The sequence below is a fragment of the Azospirillum thiophilum genome (assembly GCF_001305595.1).
In the GTDB taxonomy this organism is placed as follows: domain Bacteria; phylum Pseudomonadota; class Alphaproteobacteria; order Azospirillales; family Azospirillaceae; genus Azospirillum; species Azospirillum thiophilum.
Map to the genome: position 1 here is coordinate 625,152 of NZ_CP012404.1, position 26,428 is coordinate 651,579.

Consider the following 26,428-nt stretch of genomic DNA (forward strand, 5'->3'; position numbering starts at 1 on the left):
TCCTCCCTAGCCTGTCCGCTGGTCCGGCCGCCGATCAGGCCGCCGTGCGGCGGGCATCAGCCAGCGGACCAGCTGGCCGGCGATCCGGTTCGACGGCAGCACGATGCCGGCGCCGCCGCGGCGGATCAGATCCTGCGGCATGCCGAAGATGACGGCGCTGTCCTCGGACTCCGCGATGGTCCGGCCGCCACGGCCATGCAGGTCGGCCATCGACGCCCCGCCGTCGTCGCCCATGCCGGTCAGCAGCACGCCGACCAGCCGGTCGGCCGGCAGCAGCCGCAGCGCGCTCGTCACCAGCCGGTCGGCGTTCGGATGCCAGGGCCGGTCGGGCGACGCCGGGACGCAGACCGCCTGCAACCGTCCGCCGCGCCGCGCCAGCTCCAGGTCGGCGCCGCCGCGGGCGATGCAGACCATCCCCGGCTCCAGCACCGTCGCCCGCGCCGCCTCCACCACCCTGAGCGCGCACAGCTCATCCAGCCGCCGCGCCAGCGTCGCGGTGAAGGCGGCCGGCATGTGCTGCGCCACCACCACCGGCCAGGGAAAATCCGCCGGCAACAGCGGCAGGATGTCCTCCAGCGTGCTCGGCCCGCCGGTGGACACGCCGATCAGCACGACGCCCTCACCGCCCAGCGCCTCCGCCGGGGACGGCGGCGCATCCTGCGGCGATGGGGGGGCGGGGGCGGCGAAATCCTCCCCGGCGATGCGGGCACGCGCCAGCCGCAACCGTTCGCGCAGGCCATGCACGCGGCGCGGGCGCGAGGAGGCTGCGGCGCGCACCGTCTCCACCAGCTCCATGCCGATGCGGCCGATGGCGCCGGCCGCCGGCTTCTGGACCGCCTCCACCGCGCCCAGCCGCAGAGCCTCCAGCGTCTCCTCCGCACCCGCGCCGGTCAGGGCGGAGACCATGACCACCGGCTTGGGATGCTCCACCATGATGCGGGCGAGGCAGGCCAGCCCGTCCATGCCCGGCATGGTGATGTCCAGCGTCACCACGTCGGGGTCGAGGACGGGCAGGCGCGCCAGCGCCTCCTCGCCGGTCGCGGCGGTCTCCACCCGGAAACCGGCCTCTCCCAGCAGGTCGGCGATCCGCCGCCGCATCAGCGCGGAATCGTCGACCACCAGCACCGTCGGCTCAGGCCTGCCCATTCACTGCCTCACCCTGGGGAAACCGGCAGGGCCGGACCGTGCAGGTCGGCAAGCCGGTCCATGTCGAGCAGCCCGTCGGCGTCCATCAGCAGGATCAGCCGCGCCGCACCGCCGGCCGTCTCCAGCGTGGCGACCCGGCGGATCAGCCGGCGCTGCGCCGCCGACACCGCGGGCGCCGGGCCGATCCGCTCCGCCGCTACCGTCAGCAGGCCGGACAGCCCGTCCACCAGCAGCCCGACGCGCGCCGCGTCCGCCCCCTCGCGCCCGACCGCCACCACCCGGCCACGCTCCGCCCCGGCACTCCGCCCGACCCTTGCCCCGGCATCCAGGGCGGGCAGATGCAGCAGCCGGCGCTGGTCGATCAGCGGCAGCACCTCGCCGCGCAGGGTCAGTACCCCGGTGACGAAGTCGGGGGCGTTGGGCAGCGGCGTCACATGGTCGGGCCGCCGCAGCACCTCGCGCACCACCGCGACCGGCAGGCCGTATTCCGCCCCGGCGAGCCGGAACACGACGAAGCGCTCCGCTCCCGCCACACCGTCCCCAGCCCGCGCCGGCTCCATCGCGATCCCTTCCCCGTTCCCCGCCCCGTTTCCCTCGGCACCCAGCGCGGCGCCATGGCGGAACAGCCGCTCCGCCGACAGCACCGACACCAGCCGCCGTCCGCCGTCGACCCGGGCGATGCCGTCGAGATCCTCGAACTCAGGCTCGCGGGCCAGCAGCGGCGGCACCGGGTCGATCAGCGCGCGGTCGAGCCGCAGGATCTCCCGCACCTCGTCCACCAGCACGCCGACCGGCGCCCGCCCGTCCCCGGCGCGCACCACCACGACGCGGCGTCCGGCGGCCTCGCCGGGAGCATTCCCATCCGCCGCCAGCCCGAACAGGGCGCGCAGGTCGACCAGCGGCAGCAGCCGGTCGCGCACCGCCATCACCCCCAGCAGATGCGCCTTGGCCCGCGCCATGCGGGCGACCTCGTGCGGGGCCGGCAGCACCTCGCGCACCCGGTCGACCGGCAGGGCGAACTCCTGCCCGGCGACGCCGAAGACCAGCAGGGCCGGCGCGTCTCGCGCGCCATCACGCCCCGAAGCCGGCCCAGAAGCAGACGTTCCGACGTCGGCCGGTCCGGCCGACGGCCGCAGCGCCGGCCTGTCCGCATCCTCCACCATGTCGCCGAACTGGCGGTCGATCAGCGCGTCCAGCTTCAGGATTGTGGCGGGACCGTCGCGCAGCACGCCGTCCAGCATGGCGGGGTCGAGCCCGCCATCCTCCTCCGTCACCGGATCGATGCGGCCGGGGGCCGTGCGCAGGATTCCGGCCATGGCATCCACCCGCAGACCGACCGGCTGCCCGCGATGCCCAACCAGGACGACGCGGGTTTCGCGCGTGCCCCGTCCAGCGCCCCGCTGCCGGCCACCGCCCTGCCGACCGAGCGCCAGGGAGAGGTCGAGCACCGGCACCGCCTCGCCATGCCACTGCGCCAGCCCGTCCAGGCTGGGCGGTCCCAGCGGGATGCGCACCAGATCCGGCAGGCGGATCACCGCACGCACATCCGCAAGCGGCAGCGCCAGCCGCAGGTCGCCGACCGTCACCGTGACGAAGGCGAGGGCGCCGTCCGCGCCGGGACCGGCGGAGGCCGTCGGGCGGCGGGCCGTCACGCCGCGCCCAGCAGGCTGTCGGCCATCGCCGCGATCTCCTCGATGGCGGAGGCCAGCTCCTCGGCGCCCTTGGCCTGCTCGCGCGCGGCCTTGGCCGCTTCGGTGCCGGCCAGATTGGCGGCGGCGGCGGCGGTCGCCACCTGTTCGACGCCGACGCGGGTCTCGCGCAGCGCGCCGGTGGTCTCCTCGGCGGCGTCCAGGATCTCCCGGCTGCCGGCGGTGACCACCCGCAGCTCCTGCGCCCCGGCGGTCAGGGTGACGCCGAAGGCGCGGTGCCGCGCCGCTTCCGCCACCGCGGTCGCCGACACCTCGTCGATGTCGCGGCGCACCCGCTGCATCTGGTCCTGGATGTCGCGGACGATGTCCTTCACCCGCTCGGCGCTCTCGGCGCTGTCGCCGGCCAGCTTGCGGATGTCGCCGCTGACCACGGTGAAGCCGCGGCCATAGTCGCCGGCCCGCGCCGCCTCGATCGAGCCGCTGACCGCCAGCATGCCGGTCTGGATGGCGACGGTGGCGATGGCGTCCACCACCTTGTCGATGCGCCGGCCGATCCGCTCCAGCGTGTCGAGCCGGTCGGCGGCGCGGCGGGAGGAGTCCACCGCCTCCATCATCCCGTCGGCCAGCCGGCCGATGGTGTCGCGGGTCTCGACCAGCAGCCCGTCCATGCCGCCGCAGCGCTCGACCGACTCCCGTGCCCGCGCGGCAGCCAGCGTCGAGGCGGCGTCGATCTCGGCGATGGCGGAGGCCAGCTGGTGGGTGGCCGCGCTCTGCGCCTGGGCGCCGCCGGAGATCTGGCCGATCGCCGTCATGATCTGGGCGGCGGCGCGGTTGATCTCCTCGATGGCGGCCGACAGCTCCTCCGCGGCCGATGCCAGCTCGTCGGCGGTGGCGGCGAGGTCGGCTGTGCCCTCCAGATCCTCGGCCAGTTCCGACAGCTGGCCGGCGGCGCGCCGGCTCTGGCCGAGCGCCACCGCCTGCTCGCCGGCGGTCCGCAGCGCCTCTTCCGCGGCGGCCGACTGCTCCTCGGCGCTGGCGGCGATGGTCTCGGCCCCGCGCAGCGCCTCGCGCGCCGCCTGGTCGGCCTCGACCGCGGCGCGGATCGTCTCCTGCGAGCCCTGGACCAGCGCCGTCATGTCCGACCGCATGCCTTCCAGCTTGCGGGCGATGGTGCGCCCGCGCTCCACCTCCACCTTGGCGGCATCGGCGGAGTCGACGATGCCGGCGGCGATGTCGGCGACCGCCGCCTGGATCTCGCCGACCATCGACTGGATGTCGTTGGCGCTGCGTTCCGACCGTTCGGCCAGCGCCTGCACCTCGTCGGCGACGACGGCGAAGCCCTTTCCGGCATCCCCGGCCCGCGCCGCCTCGATGGCGGCGTTCAGGGCCAGCAGGTTCGTCTGGTCGGCGATGGCCGCGACGCTCTGCACGATGGCGCCGATCTCCGACGCGCGGGATTCCAGGTCGCGCACCAGCCGGACCGACGCCTCCTGCCGTTCGGCCGTGCGGACGATCCCCTCGACGGAGGCGAGGATCTGGCCGCTGACGTCCTTCAGCGTGCCCTGCAGCGCCTCGACCCGCAGCACGGCCTGCTCGGCGGTGCTGCGCGAGCGGGTCAGCAGTTCGGACGCGCGGCCGATCATGCGCTGCGACTGCTGGGTGGCGCCGGCCGATTCCTCGGCCCCGGCGGCGATCTGCTCCATCGCCCGGCGCAGCTCCTCGGCAGCCGCGGCGGCCTGGGCGACGCCGCTCGCCAGCTCGGTGGAGGCTGCGGCGAGGCCGCTGGCGGCCTGCCGCCGGCGCGAATCGGCGCGTGCCCGGCGGCGCTGCGGGCTGACGGCCCCGCCGCCATCCGGTGCCGGGGAGGCGGCCGGGGGATGGCCGGGCGCGTCCGCGGGTTGGCCCGGACCGGCTTCGGCACCGCCGCCGGCCTTGGTCCGGGCGGTGTGCGCCGTGTCGATCTTCGTCTTCTTGATGAGTGCCATGATGCTTCCCGTCTTCTCTGCCGGTTTTCCGGCCTGTATCCCTCGCGCCGGTCCCGCCTGCCGGTTCTACGCGACGACCCGTCCGATGTAGCGGCCGAGCGTGGCCTGCAACGCCCCCGCCGACCCGGAGTCGAGCAGCAGGACGACGCGTCCGCCCACAACGACCCCGTCGCCGCCCGGCAGGGCGGTGCGCAGGTCGATGTGGAAGAGCACCGCGGCTCCACCATCTGTGCCGGCCGCGATCACCGCCCGCGCCGGGGCGCAGGCCTGCAGGATGTCGGCGGCGGCGCCGCGGAACAGCGCGGGCAGGCCGGTGTCGACCGGCTCGCCCAGCAGGTTGGCGACCAGCGCCAGCGCGCTGTTCAGCACGACGTTGCCCAACTCCGCCAGCACCTCGTCCTCCAGCGCCGGAACCTCGTCCGCCGGGACGTCGGCGGGCAGCGCCGCCCGCGCCAGGGCCAGGCTGCCCTGCTGGGGGAAGACCAGCAGGGCGCAGCCGGCGAACAGGCCGCCAAGCTGTTCCGACACGCCGACCAGCGGCGGCGGCAGCGCCCGGTCCAGCAGCCCGGCCACGTCGGCCGGTGGCACCATCTCGACCGACGGAACCGACAGAGTCACCAGCCCGCCCAGCATGCGGCCGAGCGCGGTGGAGGCCTTGCCGATGCCGATGTTGCCCAGCTCGGCCAGCGCATCGCGCTCCAGCTCGCTCAGCATGGGGGGTGCGGTCACTCCTGCTGTGCCTGATCCTGGGGAGTTTGGCGGCGCGGCAGCGCGGTCGAGTTCAGGAAACGGACCACCTGTTCCTCCTCCAGCGGCTTCGGCATGAAGGCGGCGCCGACGGCGCGGATGCCCGACACCACCGCGTCTTGCGCGTTGGCGGTGATGACCGCGATGTGGACCTGGGGGTGGCTCCGGCGCAGCTTGGCCGCGGTGTCGACCCCGTTGTCGCCGGGCATATTGTAATCGATGATCGCAACGTCCACCGGCGTGTCCTGCAGCGTCCGGAAGAGTTCGTCGCCGTTCGCCGCCTCCACCACCGACCAGTCCGGCTTGTTGCGCGAGACCATGGCCCGCACATGCATGCGGGAAAGCTTGCTGTCATCCACAACGATTACAGTCTTGCTCAAGATATAAGCCTTTTGGGTAGAGTTCGACGCAGGGCGCCGAAATTTTTACAAGTATACAGGATGCCCGGCAAGGCGCCAGCCTCCTCGATAATCGGCCGGGCTTGATCGCCGGGCTGGCGTTGCATTTTCACGTCGGCATTTGCAGGCGAAGCTGCCGGGCCGATCATGCTATCGATGCGGGACCGGCGGCCCCTGCCGCATCCGTTTCCAATCATCCTCCGATCCGGCCTCCCGTTCCATGCCGCCACCCGCCGCGCCGCCCGCCGTGAAAGCCCGTCTGGCCGCCCTCCTGGGCAAGGCGCTGGCCTGTCACCGCGCCGGCGACCTGGATGGGGCGGAGCGCGGCTACCGCGCCATGCTGAAGGTCGACGGCGGCCACGCCGACGCGCTGCACCTGCTGGGCGTGCTGCACCACCAGCGCGGCCAGGACGCCGAGGCGGTACGGCTGATCGGCCGCGCCGTCGCCCGGCGCGCCGGCGTGGCGGAGCAGCACGCCAATCTCGGCCTCGCCCTCCACGCGCTGGGCCGGCTGGACGAGGCGGAGGCGGAGTATCGCCGGGCGCTCGCCCTGCGCGACGCCTATCCGGAGGCGCACAACAGCCTGGGCAGCGCCCTGCAGGAGCGGGACCGGCTGGCGGAAGCCGCCGCCCACTACCGCCGGGCGCTGGAACTGCGCGGCGACTATGCCGAGGCCTGGGCCAATCTCGGCACGCTGCTGCGGGCGCAGGACGATTACCAGGAGGCCGAGGCGGCGCTGCGTCAGGCGCTCCGGCTCGATCCCGGCCATGCAACGGCGCTGACCAATCTCGGCGTCGTCCTGAAGGAGACCGGCCGCGCCGCGGAGGCGGAAGCCGCCCATCTGGAGGCGCTGCGCCTCGCTCCCGAAGACGCCGAGACGATGGTGAACCTCGCCCTGCTGCGCGAGGCGCAGGGCCGCGGAGGCGAGGCGGAGGCACTCTACCGGACGGCGCTCGGCCATGCTCCCGGCTTCGCGCTGGCGCGCTGGAACCTCGCGCTCAGGCTGCTCGGCCAGGGCCGGCTGGCGGAAGGGCAGGAGGAGTATGAGGCACGCTTCGCCTCGCGCCGCGTCTCGGCCGGGCGCAGCTTCGCCCTGCCGGCCTGGGATGGCTGGGCCGGCGAAAGGGTCGGAAAGGCGTCCGGCCGCCGCCTGCTGGTCTGGCGCGAACAGGGGCTGGGCGACGAGCTGATGTTCGGCACCGCCCTGCCCGACCTCGCCGCCCGGCTCGGCCCGGACGCGCTGGTGGTGGAAGTCGATGCCCGGCTGGCCGGGCTGGTCGGCCGCGCCCTGCCCGGTGTGACTGTGCGGGCGCAGACGGCCGATCCCACCGATGCGGGCGCGCATCTGCCGATGGGCTCGTTGCCCCGGCTGCTGCGCCGCAGCCTCGCCGATTTTCCCGTCCGCCGGTCCTGGCTGGCGCCCGACCCGCAGCGGGCCGCCGGCTGGCGGGACCGGCTGGCGGCGCTCGGGCCGGGGCTGCGGGTCGGCATCTGCTGGGGCAGCCAGAACATGGCGGGGGAGCGCAAGGCCTCCTACACCACGCTGGCCGATTGGGCGCCGCTGCTGGCCCTGCCCGGCCTGCTCCCGGTCACCCTGCAATATGACGGGCGCGAGGCGGAGATCGCCGCGGTCGAATCCCGCCTCGGCCTGCGCATCCACCGCTGGGCCGGCACCGACCTCAAGAACGACCTGGAGGGGGTGGCTGCGCTGATATCCGGTCTCGACCTCGTGGTGACGGTGGCGAGTTCGGTCGGTGAGATGGCCGGCGCCCTGGGGGTTCCGGTCTGGCGCTTCGGCCCGGCCGGCGACTGGACGGCGCTCGGCACCGCGGTACGGCCGTGGTTCCCGTCGATGCGGCTGTGGAGCGCCCGCCCCGGCGAGGCGCTGGCCGATATGCTGGTGCGGATGGCGGCGGAGATCGGCCGGCTGGCGCCTTCCCCTGCTCCGCCGTCCGCCCCCTCCATCGCCGATCTGCTGGCCGAGGCGCAGGCCCTGCACCAGTCCGGCCGCTGGCCGGAGGCGGAGACGGCCTACCAGCGCATCCTCGACCGGGGGGGCGAGGTGGCGGCGGCGCTTGAGGGGTATGGAACGCTCGGCCATCAGGCCGGCCGGCCCGACATCGCCGTCACCCTGCTGACCCGCGCCCTGGCGGCGGAACCGACCGCCGGCCGCCACAAACTCCGCGCCCTGGCCCATCAGGCGATGGGCGCCACCACGGAAGCCGAAGCCGACTGGCTGGCCGCCGCGACGCTCGACCCGGCCGATGTCGAGGCGCTCGGCAATCTCGGCGCCCTGCGCCTGACCCGCGGCGCCGCGGCCAAAGCGGCGGATGCGACCGGGGCGGCGTTGCGCCACGCCCCCTTCCATGCCGGGCTGTGGACCAACGCCGGTCTGGCCCGGCAGGCGATGGGTGGCGACGGGGCGACGGCCTTCCGGCGGGCGCTGGCGCTCGACCCGGCGTTGGCCGAGGCCTGGACCGCCCTGTCCGCCGAGGCCTTGCGCGATCCGGATCATGCCGCCGCGGCGGACCGCGCGGCCGGGCGGGCGCTGGCCCTGCGCCCCGGCGACCCGGCGGCGGCGGGCAATCGCGGGCTGGCCGCCCTGGCGCTCGACCGGCCGGCGGAGGCGGTGGCGCATCTGCGCCTCGCCCTGCGCGGACAGCCGGGCGATCCGCACATGCTGGGCAACCTCGCCCTGGCGCTGGAGCGGGCCGGCGACGGCAACGCCGCCGGGCTGGTCCGGTGGCGGGCGATCCTGCTCGCACCCGGCAATGGGGACGGCTGGGCCGGGCTGGCCGACCTGCGGCAGCGGCAGGGCCGCATCGATGCGGCGCTGAAGGGCTGGGGCCGCGCGCTGGCGCTGGAGCCGCGGCGGGCGGACTGGCGCTACAATCTGGGCAACGCGCTGCACGCCGCCGGCCGTTTGGCCGAGGCGGACACAGCATACCGGCAGGCGGTGGAGGACGACCCGACCCTGGCGCTCGCCTCCTTCAACCGCGGCTATGCGGCGCTGGCGCGCGGCGACCTCGCCACCGGCTGGGCCGGGCTGGAGGCACGCTTCGCCGCCGGGCAGGCGTTGCCGGACCGCCGCTTCCGCATCCCGGCCTGGGACGGCGGCGACCCGAAGGGCATGAGCCTGCTGGTCTGGCGCGAGCAGGGCATCGGCGACGAGCTGATGTACAGCGCCTGCTACCCCGAGCTGATCGCCCGTGCCGCGCGGGTCGTCATCGAATGCGAGCCGCGGCTGGTGGCGCTGTTCGCGCGCTCCTTCCCGCAGGCGCTGGTGCGCGCGGCGACGGAGGATCCGGACGATGCCGACCGCCATGTCGCGGCAGGGTCGCTGCCGCTGCGGCTGGGCTGGGGCTGGGGCGGCTTCCCGGCACGCGGCGGCTGGCTGCGGGCGGACGATGCGGCGGTGGAGCGCTGGCGGGAGTGGTTGGGTGGTTTGGAAGGTAACGTTTGCCCCCACCCTGACCCTCCCCCGCTGGGCGGGGGAGGGGATCGGACTTTTGTCGGTGTGCGGCGGCAGTCCCTCCCCCGCCCAGCGGGGGAGGTTAGGAGGGGGTCTGACTCCCCCCTCACCGTTGGCCTGTGCTGGCGCAGCGGCCTGCGCGGCGCGCTCCGCGATGCGAACTACGCCGCGCTGACCGGGTGGGCGCCGATCCTCACCCTGCCCGGCCTGCGGCTGGTCGCCCTGCAATATGACGAGTGCGAAGCCGAACTCATCGAAGCGGAAGAGACGTTCGGCATCGCCATCCACCGCCCGCCGCTCGATCTGAGAAACGATCTGGACGGGGCGGCGGCGCTGACGGCGGCGCTTGATCTGGTGGTGTCCGCCGGAACCTCGGTGGCCGAGATGGCCGGCGCGCTCGGCGTGCCGGTCTGGCGGATCGGGCCGGCGGCGGACTGGACCGCGCTGGGCACCGGCTGCCGGCCCTGGTATCCGTCGATGCGGCTGTTCAGCCCGAAAGCCGGGGAAACGCTCGGCGACGCGCTGTGCGCCGCCGGGCGTGCCCTCATGGCCCTCGGAATGCCGGCCCTCAGAACGCGGGAACGACCGCGTTCTTGAACTTGGTGAGGATGAAATCCTTCACCTCGGGGCTGTTGTAGGCCTTGACCAGCTTGGCGACCCAGGGCTTGTCCTTGTCGGCCTTGCGCACGGCGATGACGTTGGCATAGGGGCTGTCCGCCGCTTCGCGCGCGATGGCGTCCTTCACCGGGTCGATGCCGGCCTCCAGCGCGAAGTTGGTGTTGATCGCGGCGGCCGTCACGTCGTCGAGCGAGCGCGGCAGTTGGGCGGCGTCCAGTTCGACGATCTCCAGCTTCTTCGGGTTCTCGACGATGTCGATGGGCGACGCCTTCAGGGTGCCGCCGTCCTTCAGCTTGATCAGCCCCTTGGCCTGGAGCAGCAGCAGCACGCGGCCGCCGTTGGTCGGGTCGTTGGGAATGGCGAACTTGGCCCCCGCCGGCAGCTCCTCCAGGCTCTTGACCTTCTTGGAATAGATGCCGATCGGATAGACCACGGTCTTGCCGACGCTGACCAGATCGAAGCCGCGGTCCTTCACCTGGTTGTCCAGATAAGGCTGGTGCTGGAAGCTGTTGGCCTCCAGGTCGCCGCCGGCCAGCGCCTGGTTCGGGATGACGTAGTCGGTGAACTCCAGGATCTGGATGTCCAGCCCGTCCTTGGCGGCGATCGGCTTCACCGCTTCCAGGATCTGGGCGTGCGGGCCGGCGGTGACGCCGACCTTGATGGTCTCGGCAGACGCGGCGAAAGCAACAGCCATGGTGGCGGCACCGGCCAGCAATGACGCCAGCGAACGGAAGCGCAGCATCTCGAACACTCCTCGAATTTTTGGATCAGGATTTCAGATTGCGTTTGTTGACGCGGCGGGCGATCAGGTCGCCCGTCGATTGAACGATCTGCACCAGCACGATCAGCACGACGACCACCGCCAGCATCACCTCCGGCAGGAAGCGCTGGTAGCCGTAGCGGATGCCGAGATCGCCCAAGCCCCCGCCGCCGACCGCGCCGACCATGGCGGAATAGCCGACCAGGCTGACCGCCGACAGGGTCAGGCCTGCGACGATGCCGGGCAGCGCCTCCGGCAGCAGAACCTTGCGGATGATCTGGAACGGCGTGGCGCCCATCGCCTGCGCCGCCTCGACCAAACCGCGGTCGACCTCGCGCACCGCATTCTCCACCACCCGCGCGATGAAGGGCGCGGCGGCGACGGTCAGCGGCACGATGGCGGCGCTGGTGCCGATGGAGGTGCCGGCGATCAGCCGGGTGAAGGGGATGATCGCCACCACCAGGATGATGAAGGGGGTCGAGCGGGTCATGTTGACCACCGCCCCCATCGCCTTGTTGAAGGCGAAGTTCTGCAGCAGCTCGCCCCGGCCGGTGACGGCCAGCAGCACGCCGATGGGCAGCCCGATCAGCGTCCCGATCGCACCCGACACCGCCACCATGTGCAGCGTGTCGATCAGCCCCTTGATCAGCAGGTCAATGATTTGCGGGGAGAGCATGGCCCAACACCTCGACACCCAGATGATTCTCTTTCACCAGCGCGACCGCCGCGGCGACCTTGGCCTCGTCGCCCAGCGCCTCGACCACCAGCGTACCGAAGGGCGCGCCCTGGATCTCGTCGATCTGGCCGTGCCAGATGTTCAGGTCCAGCTCCAGCCGGCGGCTGATGGCGCTGATGACCGGCGTGGTCGCCTTCGCGCCGGTGAAGGTGATGCGCAGCACCGGGTTGCTGCCCGGCCCCGGCTGGGGCGACAGCCGGCCCTTCAGGCTGTCGGGGATGCCGCGGTTGATGACGGGATCGACGAAGCTGCGGGTGGTCGGGTGCTTCGGATGGGCGAAGATGTCGAACACCGGCCCCTGCTCGATCACCCGGCCGCCCTCCATCACCGCCACCTTGTGGCAGATCTCCTTGATGACGGCGATCTCGTGGGTGATCAGCACGATGGTCAGGCCGAGCCGCCGGTTGATGTCGCCCAGCAGATGCAGGATCTGCGTCGTCGTCTCCGGGTCGAGCGCCGAGGTCGCCTCGTCCGACAGCAGAACCTTCGGCTTGCTGGCGAGCGCGCGGGCGATGCCGACGCGCTGCTTCTGCCCGCCCGACAGCTCCGCCGGGTAGCGGTCGCGCTTGTCGGCCAGCCCGACGAGGTCGAGCAGCGGTTCCACCGTGGTCCGGATCTCCGCCCGCGGCATGCCGGCCAGCTCCAGCGGCAGCGCCACATTGTCGAAGACGGTGCGCGAGGACAGCAGGTTGAAATGCTGGAAGATCATGCCGATCGAATGGCGGGCGCGGCGCAGCTCCGCCGCCGGCAGGGCGGTCATCTCGACCCCGTCGACCGTCACGCTGCCCGAGCTGGGGCTTTCCAGCAGGTTGACCGTGCGCAGCAGGGTGGATTTGCCGGCACCGGACCGGCCGATGATCCCTAAGACCTCGCCGCGGGCGATGGAGAGGTCGATGTCCGCCAGCGCCTGCACCGGAGCGCCGCCGCCACGGGCGGCGTAGGTCTTGTGAATGTTTGTTAGCGTTATCATCTTTTGTTCGGCAAAGGGGGACGTCCAGCGTCCCCCAGCCCCTTCACCAGGTCGGAATGATGGAACCGTTGAACCGCGTTTCGACAAACTGCCGCACTTCGGGCGAACGATACAGCGCAATGAAGCGCTTGATCGTCGGGTCTTCCATGCGATCCTTGCGGACCGCCCACACCAGGTTCCATTTCGACTGGTCGTCTTCCAGGACCAGCGCCTTCCTGGGCTCCAGCCCGGCCAGCACGGCATAGTTGAGGGTGATGACCGACGCGTCCACGTCGTCGAGCGAGCGCGGCAGTTGGGCGGCGTCCAGCTCCAGCAGCTTGATGCCCTTGGGATTGAGGACGTCGGCGATGGTGGTGTTCAGCCCCGCCCCGTCCTTCAGCCCGATGACGCCGGCCTTGGCCAGCAGGAACAGGGCGCGGGCGCCGTTGGTCGGATCGTTGGGAATGGAGACGCTGGCGCCCGGCTTCAGGTCGGCCAGCGCCTTCACCTTGCCGCTGTAGACGCCCATCGGCACCACCACGCTCTTGGCGACGGACACGATGTCGTAGCCGCGCTGCTTGACCTGATTGTCCAGGAAGGGCTGGTGCTGGAAGTTGTTGGCGTCGATGTCGCCGGCCTGGAGCGCCGCGTTCGGCATGTTCCAATCGGTGAACTCGATCACCTGGGCCTCGATGCCCTCCTTGGCCGCCAGCTTGGCGGTGAACTCCAGGATCTCGCCATAGGGTCCGGCGGACACGCCGAGCTTCAGCGGGGCGGCGAAGGCAGTGGTTGCGGAGAGCAGTCCGGCGGCGACCGCCACCGACATCAGGATGCGCTTCATCGGGACTTTCCTCGGGGATTCTTGGCGGCGGAACTTGGCAACTGAACTTGGCGGCTAAACCTCACCGGCGGCGGGTGTCGGGCAGCCGGCTGTAATGCTGGTGGGCGGCGCGCTGGGCCTGGCCGACATTGCGGAAGACGCGGCGGTCGAGATCGCGGAAGGCCCAGTCGGACACGAAGAAGGTGAAGCCGCCGCGTTCGGCGACGACGATGCCGGCGGAGCGGCCCTGGACTTCGATGGCGTAGGCGTTGGCGTGGGACATGGCGACGGACTCCCCTCAGGGGCGCGGCCGGCGGCTCGGGCGTTGGAGCGCGGCGGGCGGCGCGGTGTCATTCGGATCGGCGGTGTTCGGATGGGCGCTGTGTTTCGGGCCGCAGCTCAGCGGCAACACAGGCCCCGGCGCATCATGCGGGCCGAACAGGCGATCCGAAGGGCGGATGGGGGAGCGGAGATTTGCAACGTCATTCCGGTCTCTCCTACTTGGCGAGATCCACGACCGGCATCGTGGCGCTTTAGCGTTTGGTGACGCGGCGCAAGCTGCAGGGGTCAAATTGCCGCGGGATGCCCCGGCGGGGGCGTCCATAGGATTTATCTACTCTTCGAATGGAGTATCGTCAAACAGATTTTTCAGGAAATATGTGGAATTGTATTTTGTGCTTTTTTTTAGTGTTAATTCTTGCCCAGCCCACGCCGACAGGTGACGCGCGCGTGGAATGTGCTATCTATCGCGTCGACGGCTCAGCCGGGGCGACGGCAACGGCCCCGGCGATCGATGCGAGGAGAGTGTTTTGTCCGCCGATACCAGTGCTCCGGGCTTGCCGGCCGCCGAGGTCCCTGTCGACGACCAGCTGGTGCTGGCCCTGCCCAAGGGCCGCATCCTGAAGGAGCTGCGCCCGTTGCTGACCCATGCCGGCATCCATCCGGAGCCGGCCTTCGACGACGACCGCAGCCGGCTTCTGCGCTTCGCCACCAACGTGCCGAATCTCAGCATCATCCGCGTCCGCTCCTTCGACGTGGCGACCTTCGTCGCCTTCGGCGCCGCCCATCTCGGCGTGGCGGGCAACGACGTGCTGATGGAGTTCGACTATCCGGAGATCTACGCGCCGCTCGACCTCGGCATCGGCGCCTGCCGCCTGTCGGTCGCCGAACCGGCGGAGATGATGGAGAGCGACGATCCGTCGCGCTGGAGCCATGTGCGCGTCGCCACCAAATATCCCGAGGTGACCAAGCGCCACTTCGCCGCCCGCGGCGTCCAGGCCGAATGCGTCAAGCTGAACGGCGCGATGGAGCTGGCGCCGACGCTGGGCCTGTGCCGCCGCATCGTCGATCTGGTTTCCACCGGCTCGACGCTGAAGGCCAACGGGCTGGTGGAGGTGGAGCATATCGCCGACGTCACCTCGCGGCTGATCGTCAACCGCGCCGCCTTCAAGACGCGGACGGCCGAGATTTCGCAGTGGATCGACAAATTCCGGGAGGCGGTTGATGCCCGTCAGGCTTGATGTTCGCGACACGGGCTTCGCTGCCGGCTTCGAGGCGCTGCTGCATGCCAAGCGCGAGGCGAGCGAGGATGTCCAGACGCTGGTCGCCGGCGTCATCGATCAGGTGCGCGCCCGCGGCGACGATGCGCTGATCGACTATACCGCCCGCTGGGACCGCCTGACCCTGACGGCGGAAACCCTGCGCATCGGCCGCGACGAGATCGATGCCGCGACATCCAAATGCTCGGCCGACACGCTGGAGGCGCTCGACCTCGCCGCCGCGCGGATCGAGGCGTTCCACCGCCGCCAGATCCCGGAGGTCACCGACTATCGCGACGCCGCGGGCGTGCGGCTGGGTGCGCGCTGGACCGCGGTCGGCGCCGTCGGCCTCTATGTGCCGGGCGGCACCGCGTCATATCCCTCCTCGGTGCTGATGAACGCTCTGCCCGCCAAGGTCGCGGGCGTCGAGCGCGTCGTCATGGTGGTGCCGACGCCGGACGGGGCGATCAACCCGCTGGTGCTGGCTGCCGCCAAGCGCTGCGGCATCGACGAGATCTACCGCATCGGCGGCGCCCAGGCGGTCGCGGCGCTGGCCCACGGCACGGCGACGATCCGGCCGGTCGACAAGATCGTCGGCCCCGGCAACGCCTTCGTCGCCGCCGCCAAGCGGCAGGTCTACGGGCTGGTCGGCATCGACAGCATCGCCGGCCCGTCGGAGATCCTGGTGGTGGCCGACGGCCGCAACGACCCGGCCTGGATCGCCATGGACCTGCTGTCGCAGGCCGAGCACGACACCTCGGCCCAGTCGATCCTGATCACCGACGATGCCGCCTTCGCCGATGCCGTCGCCGCCGCGGTCGACAGGCACCTGGAAACCCTGCCGCGCAATGCCATCGCCGGCGAGAGCTGGCGGGAGCATGGCGCCATCATCCTGGTCGGCGACCTGACGGAAGACGCCCCGGCGCTGGTCGACCGGCTGGCACCGGAGCATCTGGAACTGGCGGTGGAGGATCCCGACGCGCTGGCGGCACGGATCCGCAATGCCGGCGCCATCTTCCTCGGCCGCTACACGCCGGAGGCCATCGGCGATTACGTTGCCGGGCCCAACCATGTGCTGCCGACGGCGCGCAGCGCCCGCTTCTCCTCCGGCCTCAACGTGCTGGACTTCATGAAGCGGACGACCTTCGTGGCCTGCGACGCCGACAGCCTGCGGGCCATTGGCCCGGCGGCCGTCACGCTGGCGATGGCCGAGGGGCTGGAGGCGCATGCGCGCTCCGTCGCCCAGCGGCTGCCGGGCTACAAAGACTAGATCGGATCGCGTAAAATCGGCACCGATTTGAAGCGTGAATCCGATCGCCAAACATAAGGTTAGAGTTTCGTGTGTTTCAATTAAACGCACGAAACTCTAAAAAGCAGCAGGGGAGGCGGGGCGTGACGACGGCGAAAAGCAAGCGGCGCATCACCCATGTGACGCTCGACGAGCGGACCGTCGTCCGCCACAAGCCGGAGGTGGAGCACGAACGTGCCGTCGCCATCTTCGACCTGCTGGAGGACAACGAGTTCTGCCCCTGCGAGTTCGCGGAGGACGGACCCTATCACCTGCACCTGTCGATCGAGGACAACCGCCTGGTCTTCGACGTCCGGCGCGAGGACAACAGCGAACTCGACCGGCTGATGCTGCCGATCACCGGATTCCGCTCGGTCGTCCGCGATTATTTCCTGATCTGCGAGAGCTACTACGCCGCCATCAAGCGGTCGACGCCCTCGCAGATCGAAGCCATCGACATGGGCCGCCGCGGCCTGCACAACGAGGGGTCCGAGATGCTGCGCGAACGGCTGTCCGGCAAGGTGGAGATGGACCTGCAGACCGCGCGCCGGCTGTTCACGCTGATCTGCGTCCTGCACATTCGCGGCTGACGGCACGGGCGGCGCATGGCCATGGCGGCGACCCCGGTCCTCACCCCCCTGCCGGTGACGAGCGTCCTGTTCGCCTGCACCTACAACATGATCCGTTCGCCGATGGCGGCGGCGCTGATGCGCCATTACCACGGCGCCCGGGTCTATGTCGATTCGGTGGGCGTCCGCGAGGGCGACGAGGTCGATCCCTTCGCCGTCGCGGTGATGGAGGAGATCGGCATCGACCTGTCCAGGCACCGTTGCCGGACCTTCGAGGATCTGGAGGACACCAATTTCGACCTGATCGTCTCGCTGTCGCCCGAGGCCCAGCACCGCGCCATCGAGATGACCCGCACCATGGCCTGCGACGTGGAATTCTGGAACACCTTCGACCCGACCCTGGTCGACGGCACCCGCGACGCTATGCTGGAGGCCTACCGCCAGGTCCGCGACGGCCTGCTCGCCAAGCTGAAGCAGCGCTTCCCGCTGTCGCGCGGCCCGACGGTCTGACCCCCGCCACACGGGATGGTCGGTGATAAATTCGGCGCTCTGCAACTTTCCGCGCGCGCCCCTGTTCCCATCGCGTCACTGTCAATGTTATTGAGCTGTGTCATCGCAACGCGTCGCGTGCCACCCTAGGGTCGGGAAGGTCGACGAACGTCCCTGCGGAGAGCTCGCCATCCATGCCAGCCGGTCTGCTGTCCCGCCTCCTCCGCGCCTTCAGCCCGCGCAGCCTCCGCGCGCGGCTGATGGGCCTGGTGCTGGCTTCGCTGGCTCTGCCGCTCGCAGGCACGCTCTATCTTGCCGACCAGCAGCTCGACGACCGGATGGAGGCGGCGCGGGAACTGGCCCTGCACCTCGCCGATGACGGGGCCGAGCGCCAGCACGACCTGATCGGCGAGGCGCGCAACCTGCTGGGCGTGCTGTCGCTGGTGCCGGCGATCCGCAACGCCACCCCGACCGACACCGACGCCTGCGTCGCCACCCTGTCGCCGATGCCGCGTCAGCACCGTTGGACCACCGGTGTCTGGCTGACCGACGCCGACGGCAACATCATCTGCGACACCACCGGCCCCGGCGCCGGCATCTCGCTGCGCGAGCGCGAGTATTTCCAGCGCGTGCTCGACACCAAAAGCTGGGTGGTCAGCGACTTCATCATCGGCAAACGCTCCTTGAAGCCGTTGATCATCGTCGCCAGCCCGATCGTCGAGGACGGGCGGATCGTCCGCGTCATGGGCGTCGCGGTCGACCTCACCTGGCTGACCGACCTGGTGAAGGTGCTGAAGCAGCCCGACGCCCGCGTGATGGTGCTGGACCGCCACGGCGTGATCGTCGCCCGTCAGCCCGACCCCGAAGGGTGGCTGAACCGCAATGTCGGCCAGATGCCGCATGTCCAGCGCATGCTGCGCGAGCGCGACGGCGTCTTCGACAGCGAGAGCGCCGACAACCGCGGCCGGCTGTGGGCCTTCCGCCATTCGGACGAGACCGACACCGTCTTCGCCGTCGGCATGCCGACCGCCCCGATCATCGCGGAGGCGCGGCGCGACCTGTGGCAGAGCCTCGGCCTGCTGGCCGTCGCCGGGCTGGTCAGCGTCGCCGCGCTGTGGGCGCTGCTGCGCGCCTCGGTCCTGCGCTGGGTCTGGGAACTGGGAACCGCTGCCACCCGCATCGGCGACGGCGGCGGCGGCACGGTGATCGAGGCCGAGCGCGCGCCCGATGAGTTCCGCGTCGTCTCCCACGCCTTCAACAACATGTCGCGCCGGCTGAAGCAGCGCGAACAGGAACTGCGCACCGCCATGGAGGAGGCGCGGGCCGGCAGCCGCGCCAAGGAGGAGTTCCTGGCGACGATGAGCCACGAGATCCGCACGCCGATGAACGGCGTGATCGGGTTCGCGGAAATGCTGCTGGAAACCCCGCTGACCGCGGAACAGCGGCGCTACGCCTCGCAGGTGCGCGACGCCGGGCGGTCGCTGCTGACCGTCATCAACGACGTGCTCGACCTGTCGAAGCTGGAGGCCGGGCGCCTCGATCTGGTCGCCGTCCCCTTCCGGCTGGACGATCTCGCCGACCGCTGCGTCGCCATCGTCCGCCTCGCCGCCGAGCAGAAGGGGCTGGAACTGCAGACCAGCATTTCGGCCACCGCCCGCGGCTTCGTCATGGGTGACCCGGACCGGCTGCGCCAGATCCTGCTGAACCTGCTGGGCAACGCGGTGAAATTCACCGACCGCGGCACGGTGCGGCTGATCGTGAAGGCGATCGACGACCCCCGCGGCAAGGCGGGCGGCAGCCGCATCTGCACCTTCACCGTCACCGACAGCGGCATCGGCATCGCCCCCGACCGGCAGCGCGACCTGTTCCAGCGCTTCACCCAGCTGGAGCGCGGGCGCGGCGGCACCGGGCTGGGATTGGCCATCTGCCGCCGGCTGGTCGAGCTGATGGGCGGCGAGATCGGCATGGAAAGCCGGCTCGGCGCCGGCAGCACCTTCTGGTTCTCGCTGCCGCTGCTGCAGGGCGGCAGCGCCGCGATCCGGTCCGATGGCGGCAGCCTGTTCCACGCCGAGCCGGCGAGCCGCGGCCTGCGCATCCTGCTCGCCGAGGATCTGGCGATGAACCGCGATCTGGCGGTGACCATGCTGACGAAGGCCGGCCATCAGATCGACGCCGTGGTCGATGGGGCCGCGGCGCTGGCCGCGGTGCAGGAACGCCCCTACGACATCGTGCTGATGGACGTGCAGATGCCGGTGATGGACGGGCTGGAGGCCACCCGCCGAATCCGCGCCCTGCCCGCCCCCGCCGGTTCCATCCCCATCCTGGCCCTGTCGGCCGGGGTGCTGGCGGTGGAGGTCGAGCGCTGCCTGCAGTCGGGCATGAACGCCCATCTCGCCAAGCCGCTGGAAAAGGCCAAGCTGCTGGCCGCCATCGACCGCTGGGCCCGCCCGCCCGACGGCGGCTCCGGCCCCGAACCGGACTCCGGCCCCGCCGACCTGCCTGCCCCCCGGCCGCAGTTGATCACACATGGCTGACGAGTCGGTGCTATAGTAGCCACAGCTCCCGGCCACGCTCACGCCCGTGACGCGCAGACGGGGGTGTGACGCCGGATCGGGGGCTTCCCGCTCCCCGGCGGAAAACGGCCGGTCTGCAGTGAAGTGTGTGGCATGAAGGTTGCGCAGCCCCCTCTCGCGCCCGTTCCGGAGCGCAAGCCCGACGCACAGCCGTCCCCGACCGACGGGGCCGGCGGCGAGCGATCCTTCCGCGACACCCTGGCCCGCACGGTGCGGCCCGATGGCGCGGCCGTTCCGGTCGGCAGGCTCGCCAACGGACAGAAGACGCCGCCGACGCCCGCAGCGAAGCCGACGCCGCCGATCCTCCTGGCCGACGGCAGCCAGGTGCCCCTGCCGGCGGCCAAGCCGGTCGTCCCGATCCGGCTGGCCGACGGAACGACGGTGCCGCTGCCCGCCGCCAAGCCGCAGCCTCCCTCTCCGCCGGCTGCCGCCGAGCAGACCGTCGCCGCCGCGGCCGGAGGCACGGCGGAAGGCGCGGCGATCCGGGCTCCCCTGCCCGCCCTGAAGCCTGCCGTTCCCGCCCCGACCCCCAGTTCCGCCAATGTGGCCGACGCGGTGGAGGCGGTGGCGTCCGAAGGCTCGACCGCGAAACGGGTGATGGTCGCATCCCAGCAGGTCGCCGGGCTGTCCGGACACAGCTTCACCGCGATCCTGGCCCAGGCCACCCAGGAAAGCGGGCTGAACAGCGCGGCCAAGAACAGCCGCAGTTCGGCGGCCGGGCCGTTCCAGTTCCTGGAATCGACATGGCTCGACCTGTTCCGCCGCCATGGCGCCGCCTATGGCCAGGGCGACCTCGCCTCGCAGATCCAGGTCCGCGGCGGCGTATCGAGCGTGAAGGACCCGGAGCTCCGCCGCCGGATCCTGGAACTGCGCCACGACGTCGACCTGTCGGCCGGGATGGCCGCCCGTTATCTGGCCGAAGGACGGGAAGCGCTGGAGAAGCGGCTGGGCCGCCCGACCAGCGAATCGGAAAGCCGCATGGCCTATGTCCTGGGGTCGGGAGGGGCGGCGAAGCTGATCCGGGCCGCCGAATCGACGCCGGGCGCGGTCGCCGCCGACCTGCTGCCCAGCGCGGCGAAATCCAACCACAACCTGTTCCACGACCGCTCGACCGGCCGCGCCCTGACCGCGGCGGAGACGGTGGGGCGGCTGACGCGCCGCATGGAGATCGACCAGCGCGAGATGTTCGCGGCCATCGGCAAGGCCGTGGAGCCGTCGCGCCGGCTGGACGAGGGCAGCGCATCCCCGCTCAACCCCTATCAGTCGGTCTGATCCGACCGGGGGCGAATCCTGCTTCCCACCTGCAACGCGGGGCTGCCCCGCGCGGCGCAGCTGCGGCTGAACGCATCGGTGGTGGGAATCCCCCTTGACCCGGCGGCCTTGGAAGGTCAGTTATTGCCGCGAAACTTTCAGGACGGACATAAGGGCCTATGGCAAAGGAAGATCTGATCGAGTTTTCCGGGACCGTCGTCGAATTGCTTCCGAACGCGATGTTCCGGGTGAAGCTCGACAACGATCACGAGGTTTTGGCGCACACCTCCGGCAAGATGCGTAAGAACCGGATTCGTGTCCTGGCGGGCGACCGCGTCAACGTTGAGATGACGCCGTACGACCTGACCAAGGGCCGGATCACCTTCCGGTTCAAGTAGCATCCTTGCTGCATCGCGGTATCCCGTGACGATCCCGTCCAAGGCGCCCCGGCTGGTGCTGGCTTCGGCCTCGCCCCGCCGGCTCGACCTGTTGCGCCAGATCGGCATCGTGCCCGACGCGGTCGACCCCGCCGATCTCGACGAAACACCGCTGCACGACGAACCTCCGCCCCGGCACGCCTTGCGGCTGGCGGCGGAAAAGGCGTCCTGCGTCGCCGCGCGTCATCCCGATTCGTGGATTCTCGCCGCCGACACCGTGGTCGCCTGCGGCCGCCGCATCCTGCCCAAGGCCGAAGGGGAGGAGGAGGCGAGGCGTTGCCTCTCCCTGCTGTCCGGCCGGCGGCACCGGGTGTTGGGCGGCATCGTCCTGCTGGTTCCCGGCGGCGATACCGGCAGCGATACCAGCGGCGGCGGCCACCGCAAGATCGAACGTCTGGTCCGCACCGACGTCGCCTTCAAGGTTCTCGACCGCGTCGAGACCGAGGGTTACATCGCGTCGGGCGAATGGCGGGGCAAGGCCGGCGGCTATGCCATCCAGGGCCGGGCGGCTGCGCTGGTGCGCTGGATCGGCGGCTCCTACAGCAATGTCGTCGGGCTCAGCCTGCACGAGGTGGCGGGCATGCTGCACGGCGCCGGCTTCCCACATCCCGTCCAGCCCGCCGCCCACTCCCCCGCCCAGCCCCCGGGATGAACAGGCTCGAGCTGCTGGTCGACCGCGACGGCCCGCTGACGCGGGCGGCGGTGCTGGCCGATGGCCGCCTCACCGACCTGCACATCGACCATGCCGGACGCCCATCGCTGTTGGGCGCAGTCATCCTCGGCCGGGTCGAGCGCATCGTCACCGCCTTGAACGGCGCCTTCATCGACCTTGGCGGCGGCCTGTCCGGCCTGCTGCCGGCCGCGGATGTGCGCCGGCCCATCCAGGATCATGACGATTCTCCGGCGACGCGCTCGCGCCCCGGTATCAAGCAGGGTGGCAAGCCGGGCGCCAAGGCGGTGCCGATCGGCACGCTGTTGCGTGCCGGCCAGCCGGTGGCGGTCCAGGTGAAGGCCGATGCGGCCGGAGCCAAGGGGCCGTCGCTGACGATGGATATCACCCTGCCCGGCCGTTTCCTGGTCCATGCGCCGCTTGGCCGCGACATCGCGGTATCGAAGCGGCTCGGCTCCGGGCCGGAGCGTGCCGCGCTGGCCCGACGGGTCGAGGAACTCGCCACCGGTTCCGGCTGGATCGTCCGCGCCGGTGCGGCAGCGGCCTCCGATGCGCTGCTGGCCGCCGAATCGGAGGCGCTGCATCTGCAATGGCGCGCAATCCGCGACGATGCCCGCGCCGGTGCCGCCCCGCGCCTGCTGCATGCCGGTCCCGACGCTCCCACCCGCGCCCTGATCGAACAGGGGGCCGCCGCCCCGGACAGCATTCTGGTCGACGATCCGGCCCCGCCGGGATTGCCGGGCCTCGTTGGGCCGGGCGATGGACCGTTGCTTGCCGGCCTGCGTGCCTGGTGCGGCCGCGCCGCCCCCGACCTGCTGCCGCGGCTGGCCGCGCACAAGCTCCGGCACACTCTCCCGCACGAGGCCGCGCAGCGGCTGTTCGATCTGCGGGATCTCGACGGCGCGATTGCCGGACTGCTCGACCCGCGGGTGCCGTTGCCCCATGGCGCTTCGCTGGTGATCGAGCGGACGGAGGCGTTGACGGTGGTCGACGTCAATGCCGGCGAGCGCGGCAACCCGCTGGACGTCAACCTGGACGCTGCGGCGGAGATCGCCCGGCAGCTGCGCCTGCGCAATGTCGGCGGCATCGTGGTGGTGGATTTCGTCAACATGCGCGGTCGCGGCGACGCCGAGCGTGTGCTGGCCGCGCTGTCGCATGCGGTGGACAGCGACCCTGTGCAGACCCAAGTCTATGGCATGTCGAAACTCGGCCTGGTCGAACTGACCCGCGCCCGCCGCGGCACGCCGCTGGCCGCTCTGCTGCGTCCCTAAGCAGGTTAAGCAGGTTTCAGGTCCATATACGGAGATTGTCCTTGTCCAGCAGTTCTTCAGGCGCCCGGGAGGGCTCTGGCACCCAAGCCGCATCGCAGTGCCCGATCTGCGGCCGCCCGACCGAACCGGCCACCCGTCCCTTCTGTTCCAAGCGTTGCGCAGACATCGACCTGTCGCGTTGGCTGGGGGGTGTCTACCGCATCGAAGGGCCGGATTCTCCTGCCGATCCGGCCGGTTCCGACCCCGACGAAGAGGGCTGAAGGGGGGCGAAATTTTTCGAATTTTTTCTCTGGACAGGCCGGGCGAACCTCTCTAAAAAGCGCTCCACACGACGCGCCGCACCGACCGAACGGTCACCCACCAAGCGGCGCCGGATGCCCAGGTAGCTCAGTTGGTAGAGCAGGGGACTGAAAATCCCCGTGTCGGCGGTTCGACTCCGTCCCTGGGCACCATTCCTTTTCAAGGGTTTAGGTGCTTTTCTGGAACCGCTCAAAATCGCGGTTAGACAGAAGTTAGACACTCCCTTCATCGCGATTGCCGGAAGGCGCCCCCTGGGCAGCCGCCGGCAACAGGTGTTTCCAGACCTTCCCCGACTTGATCGGCATTGTCACGGGAACGGTGGCGGCTCGCCGGTCGTGACATTATCCTCCTCGGATGTCGCCGCTCTCGTTTGCCCGCCATCAGTTCCCGCCCGCGATCATCCAGCATGCAATCTGGCTTTATCTCCGGTTCACGCTGAGCTACCGGGATGTCGAGTACCTGCTGGCCGTACGGGGCATCGAGGTGTCTTACGAGACGGTCCGGCGTTGGGTGGTGAAGTTCGGGCCGGCCATCGCCGGCAACCTGCGGCGCCTCCGGCCCAAGCCCAGCCCACGCTGGCATCTGGACGAGATGGTGATCAGGGTCAGCGGAAAGCTGATGTGCTTGTGGCGGGCTGTCGATGACGAAGGCGAGGTGTTGGAGGTGCTCGTCCAGCGCCGGCGCGATAAGGCCGCAACCCGCAAGCTGACGCATAAACTGCTGAAGAACGCCCACCCAGGTCACCACCGACAAGCTCCGGTCCTACGGGGCCGCCTTCCGCCAACTCGATCTGACCGCCCAGCATGAACAGGGGCGGCGAACAAACAACCGCGCCGAGGTCTCACACCAGCCGGTGCGGCGACGAGAGCGCAAGATGCAGCGGTTCAAATCATCGGGTTCTGCCCAGCGCTTCGTCTCTCTGCATGCCGCCGTCTACAACACCTTCAACCTCCAGCGCCACCTGCTCTCCCGCCGCACCCTGCGTACCTTCCGGGCACAGGCCGTGGCCGACTGGCAGGTCGCGACCGCCGCGGCGTGAACCAGTTGCGAAGTTCGCAAGTTCTACTTGCTGACTCAGTTGCCGTGACAAAGCCACGGTTTCCGCTTTCCGGCGGCGCCCGGTATCGAGGTCAGCTGCGAGACCATCCGGGAATGGGGCCTCCGGGAAACCCGGGGCGGTTCACTCAAAGAACAAAATGGCGGTAGCGTTCCAACCACTCGCGCGCGCTGCGGATGATCTCCCGCTTCAGCCGCTCGGCCGCATCGGCGTCGCGGCGTGCCATGCATTGCAGCATTTCCTGATGCATGCGGCGCCCGGCTTCGGCCCGGCCCGGCAACAGAGTCACCCGCTGCGCGATCACCCGCGCCTTGTCGAAGATCACGTCGAGGAAATTGGCGGCATGGGTATTGTCGGCCCACTGGATGACAACCCGGCGCAACTCGTCCAATCCGTCGAGATACTGTTCGATGCCGCCTTCCTCGATGGCGGCACGCATCGGTTCGCCGAACGTCTCCAGCAGCCCGTCCCACGCGCCGTCGGGCGCGTTGATCGTGGCCCGGCGGATGCAGAGTCCCTCCAGCACCTCGCGCACATCGAAGATCTCGAAGACCTCCTTGGGCTCCAGCCGCATGACCACGGCGCCACGGTTCGGAATCCGCTCGATCAGCCCGCGCTGCTCCAGGGCGCCCAGCACCTCCCGCACGCGGGCGCGCGAGATGTCGAACTCCCGCGCCAGTTCGGTTTCCTGGATGCGGCTGCCCGGCGGCAGGACATGGCTGGAAATGCGCCGGCGCAGCTGGTCGAGAACGTCGTCGGCCGATCCAGCGTCGCCGCGCTTGCTCCGTGGGCGGGGCGGACGGACCGCTGGACTGTTCTCGGCGGTGGACATCGCTTGTCGGCTCCTGATCTTGCTGTCTGGGTTCACGGTTCCGTTGCGGACAGTCTACACCGGTGCCGACATTATTGCCTACACTCCAATACCGCTACAGCAGGAAGGACATGGCGCCGACGGCGAACAGAAGAAGCAGGCAGAAGCGTCGCACCCCATCCTCATGGGCGCGCATGCCCATGCGGAAGGCGACGCTCCCGGCCCAGGTGGCCAGGATGTAGATGGGCAGCAGCGCGCCGGCGCGGACCAGATCCCCGGAGGACACCGACCCTTCGACCAGGAACGGGACGAAGCCGGCGATGTTCGACAGCGCGAAGAAGATGATCAGCACCGCCCGCGCCACCGCCAGCGGCATGCCTCCCGACAGAAGATAGAGGATGACCGGCGGTCCCCCGATGCCGGCGCTGCCGGTCAGCACACCGCTGACCACGCCGACCAGGGCCATCGGCAAGGCGCCGCGCGGCCCGGAATACCGCCAGCCCGACAGCAGGACCAAGGCCAGGGCAGTCACCACGCCCGCCACCATCCGCCGCATCACCGTGGGATCGATGACGTGGAGCAGGGCGAATCCGGCGGGAATGCCGACCAGGGCCGGCAGGAACAACGCCCAGACTGTCCGCCATTCGACCAGCCGCATCGCCTCGCGCAGGATCTGCGTGGTGGTGGCGATGTTGAGCAGCAGGATCACCATCAGGCTTTCGGCCGGCGTCATGAACAGGGTGAAGACCGGCGCCAGCATCAGGGCGGCCCCGAAACCCGACATCCCGCGCAGGGCGCCGCCGGCGAAGGTGGCGGCGGACAAGGCCGCCAGGATGGCGGGCGACGGAAAGGCCGCGTACAGGAGGTCAGCGTCCGGCATCGCCCGGACTCCCC

At 70.7% G+C, this 26,428-nt stretch carries 23 protein-coding genes, 1 tRNA gene and 1 pseudogene; 13 read left to right on the plus strand and 12 right to left on the minus strand.

The features are described from left to right. Nucleotides 1-6: 6 nt before the first annotated feature. From cheB to AL072_RS25625, 5 genes are all read right to left on the minus strand, one after another. Complete coding sequence (gene cheB / locus AL072_RS25605) at nucleotides 7-1,146, minus strand: chemotaxis-specific protein-glutamate methyltransferase CheB (protein ID WP_045583829.1); 1,140 nt, start codon at nucleotides 1,144-1,146, stop codon at nucleotides 7-9. Nucleotides 1,147-1,154: 8 nt separating this feature from the next. Continuing rightward, a complete protein-coding gene (locus AL072_RS25610) occupies nucleotides 1,155-2,798 on the minus strand; it encodes a chemotaxis protein CheW (RefSeq protein ID WP_045583828.1) in 1,644 nt (547 codons plus the stop codon). Beyond that, entirely contained in the window at nucleotides 2,795-4,780 is a 1,986-nt protein-coding gene (locus AL072_RS25615) for a methyl-accepting chemotaxis protein (RefSeq protein WP_045583827.1), read from the minus strand. The genes AL072_RS25610 and AL072_RS25615 overlap by 4 nt, the downstream gene beginning before the upstream one ends. 66 nt (nucleotides 4,781-4,846) lie before the next feature. Further along, nucleotides 4,847-5,509: a chemotaxis protein CheC gene (locus tag AL072_RS25620; protein ID WP_052710192.1), complete on the minus strand. Its 663-nt coding sequence runs from the start codon at nucleotides 5,507-5,509 to the stop codon at nucleotides 4,847-4,849. Continuing rightward, on the minus strand, nucleotides 5,506-5,907 hold the full coding sequence (locus AL072_RS25625; protein WP_045583825.1) for a response regulator: 402 nt from the start codon (nucleotides 5,905-5,907) through the stop codon (nucleotides 5,506-5,508). Before AL072_RS25625 ends, AL072_RS25620 begins: the two co-directional genes overlap by 4 nt. A gap of 265 nt (nucleotides 5,908-6,172) precedes the next feature. Between AL072_RS25625 and AL072_RS25630 the strand changes: the two genes are divergently transcribed. Then, nucleotides 6,173-9,994 carry a tetratricopeptide repeat protein gene (locus AL072_RS25630; protein ID WP_245636980.1) on the plus strand — a complete coding sequence of 1,274 codons (3,822 nt, stop codon included), beginning with the start codon at nucleotides 6,173-6,175 and terminating at the stop codon, nucleotides 9,992-9,994. Here AL072_RS25630 and AL072_RS25635 read toward each other — a convergent pair. From AL072_RS25635 to AL072_RS25655, 5 genes are all read right to left on the minus strand, one after another. Next, nucleotides 9,966-10,757, minus strand: coding sequence for a MetQ/NlpA family ABC transporter substrate-binding protein (locus AL072_RS25635; RefSeq protein WP_045584023.1), 792 nt, complete (start codon nucleotides 10,755-10,757; stop codon nucleotides 9,966-9,968). The two genes, AL072_RS25630 and AL072_RS25635, sit on opposite strands and share 29 nt — an antisense overlap. A 25-nt stretch (nucleotides 10,758-10,782) precedes the next feature. Then, nucleotides 10,783-11,451 carry a methionine ABC transporter permease gene (locus tag AL072_RS25640; RefSeq protein ID WP_045583823.1) on the minus strand — a complete coding sequence of 223 codons (669 nt, stop codon included), beginning with the start codon at nucleotides 11,449-11,451 and terminating at the stop codon, nucleotides 10,783-10,785. Then, entirely contained in the window at nucleotides 11,429-12,481 is a 1,053-nt protein-coding gene (locus AL072_RS25645) for a methionine ABC transporter ATP-binding protein (RefSeq protein WP_045583822.1), read from the minus strand. The genes AL072_RS25640 and AL072_RS25645 overlap by 23 nt, the downstream gene beginning before the upstream one ends. Nucleotides 12,482-12,524: 43 nt before the next feature. Then, a complete protein-coding gene (locus AL072_RS25650; RefSeq protein WP_045583821.1) occupies nucleotides 12,525-13,301 on the minus strand; it encodes a MetQ/NlpA family ABC transporter substrate-binding protein in 777 nt (258 codons plus the stop codon). 61 nt (nucleotides 13,302-13,362) lie between these two features. Continuing rightward, entirely contained in the window at nucleotides 13,363-13,563 is a 201-nt protein-coding gene (locus AL072_RS25655) for a hypothetical protein (protein ID WP_045583820.1), read from the minus strand. Between the two features lie 526 nt (nucleotides 13,564-14,089). On the opposite strand from AL072_RS25655, the gene hisG reads away from it, so the two are divergent. From hisG to AL072_RS25710, 12 genes and pseudogenes are all read left to right on the plus strand, one after another. Beyond that, the gene (gene hisG, locus AL072_RS25660; RefSeq protein WP_245636981.1) at nucleotides 14,090-14,800 is read left to right on the plus strand and encodes an ATP phosphoribosyltransferase; all 711 of its coding nucleotides are present in this window, start codon (nucleotides 14,090-14,092) and stop codon (nucleotides 14,798-14,800) included. Next, a complete protein-coding gene (hisD, locus tag AL072_RS25665; RefSeq protein WP_045583818.1) occupies nucleotides 14,784-16,088 on the plus strand; it encodes a histidinol dehydrogenase in 1,305 nt (434 codons plus the stop codon). Before hisG ends, hisD begins: the two co-directional genes overlap by 17 nt. 122 nt (nucleotides 16,089-16,210) lie before the next feature. Beyond that, on the plus strand, nucleotides 16,211-16,696 hold the full coding sequence (locus AL072_RS25670) for a UPF0262 family protein (RefSeq protein WP_045583817.1): 486 nt from the start codon (nucleotides 16,211-16,213) through the stop codon (nucleotides 16,694-16,696). 15 nt (nucleotides 16,697-16,711) lie between these two features. Beyond that, nucleotides 16,712-17,185 carry an arsenate-mycothiol transferase ArsC gene (locus AL072_RS25675; RefSeq protein ID WP_045583816.1) on the plus strand — a complete coding sequence of 158 codons (474 nt, stop codon included), beginning with the start codon at nucleotides 16,712-16,714 and terminating at the stop codon, nucleotides 17,183-17,185. A gap of 173 nt (nucleotides 17,186-17,358) precedes the next feature. Next, a complete protein-coding gene (locus AL072_RS25680) occupies nucleotides 17,359-19,698 on the plus strand; it encodes a hybrid sensor histidine kinase/response regulator (RefSeq protein WP_082109131.1) in 2,340 nt (779 codons plus the stop codon). 132 nt (nucleotides 19,699-19,830) lie between these two features. Beyond that, nucleotides 19,831-21,009, plus strand: a complete 1,179-nt coding sequence (locus tag AL072_RS25685) for a lysozyme family protein (RefSeq protein ID WP_045583815.1) — start codon at nucleotides 19,831-19,833, stop codon at nucleotides 21,007-21,009. 158 nt (nucleotides 21,010-21,167) lie between these two features. Continuing rightward, a complete protein-coding gene (infA, locus tag AL072_RS25690) occupies nucleotides 21,168-21,386 on the plus strand; it encodes a translation initiation factor IF-1 (RefSeq protein WP_012977999.1) in 219 nt (72 codons plus the stop codon). Between the two features lie 25 nt (nucleotides 21,387-21,411). Continuing rightward, nucleotides 21,412-22,077: a Maf family protein gene (locus AL072_RS25695; RefSeq protein ID WP_082109130.1), complete on the plus strand. Its 666-nt coding sequence runs from the start codon at nucleotides 21,412-21,414 to the stop codon at nucleotides 22,075-22,077. Then, a complete protein-coding gene (locus tag AL072_RS25700) occupies nucleotides 22,074-23,366 on the plus strand; it encodes a ribonuclease E/G (protein ID WP_045583814.1) in 1,293 nt (430 codons plus the stop codon). The genes AL072_RS25695 and AL072_RS25700 overlap by 4 nt, the downstream gene beginning before the upstream one ends. Nucleotides 23,367-23,407: 41 nt before the next feature. Continuing rightward, the gene (locus AL072_RS33780) at nucleotides 23,408-23,626 is read left to right on the plus strand and encodes a DNA gyrase inhibitor YacG (RefSeq protein ID WP_082109129.1); all 219 of its coding nucleotides are present in this window, start codon (nucleotides 23,408-23,410) and stop codon (nucleotides 23,624-23,626) included. A gap of 116 nt (nucleotides 23,627-23,742) precedes the next feature. After that, nucleotides 23,743-23,818: transfer RNA gene (locus tag AL072_RS25705), tRNA-Phe, on the plus strand. A 202-nt stretch (nucleotides 23,819-24,020) separates the two neighbouring features. Further along, nucleotides 24,021-24,705, plus strand: a pseudogene (locus AL072_RS25710) (IS6 family transposase). Between the two features lie 145 nt (nucleotides 24,706-24,850). Here the strand turns inward: AL072_RS25710 and AL072_RS25715 are convergent. Together AL072_RS25715 and AL072_RS25720 are read right to left on the minus strand one after the other, a co-directional pair. Beyond that, complete coding sequence (locus AL072_RS25715) at nucleotides 24,851-25,555, minus strand: GntR family transcriptional regulator (RefSeq protein WP_045583813.1); 705 nt, start codon at nucleotides 25,553-25,555, stop codon at nucleotides 24,851-24,853. Between the two features lie 94 nt (nucleotides 25,556-25,649). Further along, nucleotides 25,650-26,414 carry a sulfite exporter TauE/SafE family protein gene (locus AL072_RS25720; RefSeq protein WP_045583812.1) on the minus strand — a complete coding sequence of 255 codons (765 nt, stop codon included), beginning with the start codon at nucleotides 26,412-26,414 and terminating at the stop codon, nucleotides 25,650-25,652. Nucleotides 26,415-26,428 lie beyond the last annotated feature (14 nt).

Coding starts and splice junctions, on each gene's coding strand:
- AL072_RS25615 (WP_045583827.1), bottom strand. CDS start 4,780: ATGGCACTCATCAAGAAGACGAAGATCGACACGGCGCACACCGCCCGG.
- AL072_RS25680 (WP_082109131.1), top strand. CDS start 17,359: ATGCCAGCCGGTCTGCTGTCCCGCCTCCTCCGCGCCTTCAGCCCGCGC.
- infA (WP_012977999.1), top strand. CDS start 21,168: ATGGCAAAGGAAGATCTGATCGAGTTTTCCGGGACCGTCGTCGAATTG.
- AL072_RS25640 (WP_045583823.1), bottom strand. CDS start 11,451: ATGCTCTCCCCGCAAATCATTGACCTGCTGATCAAGGGGCTGATCGAC.
- AL072_RS25685 (WP_045583815.1), top strand. CDS start 19,831: ATGAAGGTTGCGCAGCCCCCTCTCGCGCCCGTTCCGGAGCGCAAGCCC.
- AL072_RS25650 (WP_045583821.1), bottom strand. CDS start 13,301: ATGAAGCGCATCCTGATGTCGGTGGCGGTCGCCGCCGGACTGCTCTCC.
- AL072_RS25720 (WP_045583812.1), bottom strand. CDS start 26,414: ATGCCGGACGCTGACCTCCTGTACGCGGCCTTTCCGTCGCCCGCCATC.
- AL072_RS25675 (WP_045583816.1), top strand. CDS start 16,712: ATGGCCATGGCGGCGACCCCGGTCCTCACCCCCCTGCCGGTGACGAGC.
- AL072_RS25645 (WP_045583822.1), bottom strand. CDS start 12,481: ATGATAACGCTAACAAACATTCACAAGACCTACGCCGCCCGTGGCGGC.
- AL072_RS25715 (WP_045583813.1), bottom strand. CDS start 25,555: ATGTCCACCGCCGAGAACAGTCCAGCGGTCCGTCCGCCCCGCCCACGG.
- AL072_RS25655 (WP_045583820.1), bottom strand. CDS start 13,563: ATGTCCCACGCCAACGCCTACGCCATCGAAGTCCAGGGCCGCTCCGCC.
- AL072_RS25700 (WP_045583814.1), top strand. CDS start 22,074: ATGAACAGGCTCGAGCTGCTGGTCGACCGCGACGGCCCGCTGACGCGG.
- hisD (WP_045583818.1), top strand. CDS start 14,784: ATGCCCGTCAGGCTTGATGTTCGCGACACGGGCTTCGCTGCCGGCTTC.
- AL072_RS25635 (WP_045584023.1), bottom strand. CDS start 10,757: ATGCTGCGCTTCCGTTCGCTGGCGTCATTGCTGGCCGGTGCCGCCACC.
- cheB (WP_045583829.1), bottom strand. CDS start 1,146: ATGGGCAGGCCTGAGCCGACGGTGCTGGTGGTCGACGATTCCGCGCTG.